Below are 3,094 nucleotides of genomic sequence, written 5' to 3' on the forward strand. Positions count from 1 at the left end.
CGTCGGGCCAGGGGGCTCGGGCCCTTCACGGTGCTCTCCTGCGACAACCTGCCCGGCAACGGCGCGGTGACGCGCAGCGTGGTGGTCGGCCTGGCCGAGCATATCGACCGCGACCTCGCCGCCTGGATCCGGCGCGAGGTGAGCTTCCCCAGCGCCATGGTGGACTGCATCACGCCGCGCACTACCGACCGGGAGCGGGAGCTGGTCAGCCGCCACTTCGGCATCGAGGATGCTGCCCCGGTAGTGTGCGAGCCCTTTCGCCAGTGGGTGGTGGAGGATCGCTTCTGCGCCGGCCGCCCGCCGCTGGAGCGGGTCGGGGTCGAGTTCGTCGACGAAGTCTCGGGTCACGAGACGATGAAGCTGCGCCTCCTCAACGCCGGCCACGCCAGCATCGCCTATGTGGCGGCCCTGCTGGGCTACCGGCAGGTGCATGCCGCCATGGACGACCCGGACATCCACGACTGGCTGGGCGCGCTCCAGGAGCGCGAGATCCTCCCCGTGCTCCGGCCGGTCGAGGGGCTGGACTACCGCGCGTACCGGGAGAGGATCGTCGAGCGTCTGCGCAACCCCGAGATCGGCGACACCGTCTCGCGGCTCTGTGCCAACGGCTCGTCGCGACAGCCCAAGTTCATCCTGCCGGCGCTGCGCGATGCCCTGGCGCGTGGCCTGCCCGTGGCAGGCCTGGCCCTCGAGCTGGCGCTGTGGTGCCACTATTGCCGGGTGGCCGACGACACCCCGGGAATGCCGCCGCTCGATGACCCCCTGGCGTCACGCCTGAGGGCGGGGGCGCGGGAGGCCGCCAGGGCGCCGCGGGCCTTCCTGGGGATCCGGGAGGTGTTCCACGACCTGGCCGAGTCCCCCGGGCTGCGCGAGGCCTTCGCCGCCTGGCTGGCGGTGATCGAGCGTCACGGGCCGCGGGTGGTGATCCGGCGCTATATCGACCGGGGCGATCACAGCTCCGCCAGCCGCCAGACGTCGAACGCCGGTTCCTCGTAGGGGTGGGCGGCCTTGAGCGCCGCCACCGCCTCGCGGATCAGCCGGTCCTCGCAGACCAGCTCGACCTTCAGCTCCTCCACCTGCTCCAGGTCGCCGACCCGCCCGATGTGCGGGTCGGCGCCTTCCAGCGGCCGGAACTGCCCGGTGCCCCGGGTCTGGAAGCAGCACGCCTCGTAGTCGCCGATGCGCCCCGCCCCGGTGGCGAAGACCGCTTCCTTGACGGGCTCGGCCTCCGCCACGGGCACGAAGAAGGCCAGCTTGTACATGGTTTCGACTCCTCTGCGCTGGATGAACGTCCTTCCGTTGTGCCATATCACGGCGCCGACGTCAGCCGTGCCACGCCTTTTACCGCGCCAGAGCAGGTCGTCGGTGGACGCACTGGGGACGATGGGAAAAATAATACTTGTCCAATAGCTATACAGTGGATAGGTTGTGTATAGGTTGAGGCCGAGGATGGTCACCGACCTGAAGCCACGCAACCCACCGGTCGCTCCGCGGCCGGGGTCAGCCAAAGAGGAAGAGTGCCCCATGAAGACCTTCACCACTCCCGTTTCCCAGTTCATCGGCGCCGGCTTGCTGGGCCTGATGCTCGCCGGCACCGTCCAGGCCGACAACCACGGCATGAAGAAGGACATCGTCGACACCGCGGCGGGTGCAGGCCAGTTCGAGACCCTGGTGGCCGCGGTCGAGGCGGCCGACCTGGTCGAGACCCTCAAGGGCGAGGGCCCCTTCACCGTCTTCGCCCCGACCGACGAGGCCTTCGCCGCACTGCCGGAGGGCACCGTGGAGTCCCTGCTCGAGCCGGAGAACCAGGAGCAGCTGCAGGCGATCCTTACCTACCACGTGGTGCCCGGCAAGATCATGGCCGAGGACGCCATGGCCGCCGACAGTGCCACCACCGTGCAGGGCCAGGACATCACCATCACCACCATGGACGGCAGCGTGATGATCAATGATGCCACCGTGGTCCAGGCCGACATCGAGGCCAGCAACGGTGTCATCCACGTGATCGACGGCGTGCTGATGCCCGAGTGATCCCGGCGCCCCTGGCGGGGTCTGCCACCCTGTTCCTTGCTTGAATGCCCCCTTCTGGCCGCCTCCGGGCGGTCTTTTTTCGTCCCGGTTTTGACAGGACCGATCGGACTGGCGACCCTCATGGCATCGAATCAAGGGAGCCTTGCCCATGCCGATCGACGAGACGCTTGCCTCGCTGCTGTCTGATGCCGGGCTGACGCCGCGGGGTGAGCCGCAGCCCTTGGGAGGCGGCGATATCGCCGAGGTCTTCCGCCTGGCGGCCGACCAGGGCGAGGTGGTGGTCAAACGCGACGACCCCGAGCGACTGGCCGGCGAGGCCGATGGCCTGCGGGCGCTAAGCGAGGCCCGCAGCGGGCTGGTGGTGCCCGAGGTACTGGCCGAGGGCGACGGCTGGCTGGTGATGGAGGCGCTGCAGACGGGAGGCCCATGCCGCGGCGAGGCGAGTCTCGGCGAGGGGCTGCGTCGGCTCCATGCGGTGACCGGCGACGCCCATGGCTGGCCGCGGGATAATGCCTGCGGGTGCACGCCCCAGCCCAATGCGCCGCTACCCGACGGCCGCGCCTTCCAGCGCGATCGCCGCCTGCTGCCCCTGGTGGATGCCTGCCAGGCGCGAGGCCTGATGGATGCTCGGCTGCGCGCTCGGATCGAGGCTATCGCCCACGGGCTGGAGGCCTGGCTGCCGGATGCGCCGGCGACCCTGGTGCATGGCGATCTGTGGTCGGGCAACGTGCTCTTCACCCCGCGGGGACCGGCGCTCATCGACCCGGCGGTCTATCGCCACTACCCGGAGGTGGACCTGGCCATGCTGGCGCTGTTCGGCTCGCCGGGCGAGGCCTTCTTCGAGGCCTACTGGAACGGCCGCGCCCCGGCCGACTGGCCGAGGCGCGAGACGCTCTTTCAGCTCTATCCGCTGCTCAACCACCTGCTGCTGTTCGGTGGCGGCTATCGCGGTGCGGTCGAGCGGGTGGTATCGCGGCTGGAGGCTGCCTGATCACGGCGAGCCGCTGGGCATCCGCGACAGTGTCCAGTCGACCAGCTCGCTGGCGAGCCGGTCGGCGGCGCG

General features: G+C 69.9%; 4 protein-coding genes. 3 read left to right on the top strand and 1 reads right to left on the bottom strand.

Going from position 1 to position 3,094, the window contains the following annotated elements:
* Positions 1 to 996: mannitol dehydrogenase family protein (locus SCI24_RS21185; protein WP_318727249.1), on the top strand; the 996-nt coding region annotated here is incomplete at its 5' end.
* Here SCI24_RS21185 and SCI24_RS21190 read toward each other — a convergent pair.
* Complete coding sequence (locus SCI24_RS21190) at positions 951 to 1,262, bottom strand: YqfO family protein (RefSeq protein ID WP_318727250.1); 312 nt, start codon at positions 1,260 to 1,262, stop codon at positions 951 to 953. The genes SCI24_RS21185 and SCI24_RS21190 overlap by 46 nt on opposite strands.
* A gap of 319 nt (positions 1,263 to 1,581) precedes the next feature.
* Here SCI24_RS21190 and SCI24_RS21195 point away from each other — a divergent pair, with 319 nt between their 5' ends.
* Together SCI24_RS21195 and SCI24_RS21200 are read left to right on the top strand one after the other, a co-directional pair.
* Entirely contained in the window at positions 1,582 to 2,031 is a 450-nt protein-coding gene (locus tag SCI24_RS21195; protein WP_412930358.1) for a fasciclin domain-containing protein, read from the top strand.
* A 154-nt stretch (positions 2,032 to 2,185) separates the two neighbouring features.
* Positions 2,186 to 3,022 carry a fructosamine kinase family protein gene (locus tag SCI24_RS21200; protein ID WP_318727252.1) on the top strand — a complete coding sequence of 279 codons (837 nt, stop codon included), beginning with the start codon at positions 2,186 to 2,188 and terminating at the stop codon, positions 3,020 to 3,022.
* Positions 3,023 to 3,094 lie beyond the last annotated feature (72 nt).

The organism is Halomonas sp., assembly GCF_033549285.1.
Taxonomy (GTDB): Bacteria; Pseudomonadota; Gammaproteobacteria; order Pseudomonadales; family Halomonadaceae; genus Halomonas.

Bases quoted from the DNA above. Each gene is read 5' to 3' on its own strand.
- SCI24_RS21190 (WP_318727250.1), bottom strand. From the start codon at position 1,262: ATGTACAAGCTGGCCTTCTTCGTGCCCGTGGCGGAGGCCGAGCCCGTC.
- SCI24_RS21195 (WP_412930358.1), top strand. From the start codon at position 1,582: ATGCTCGCCGGCACCGTCCAGGCCGACAACCACGGCATGAAGAAGGAC.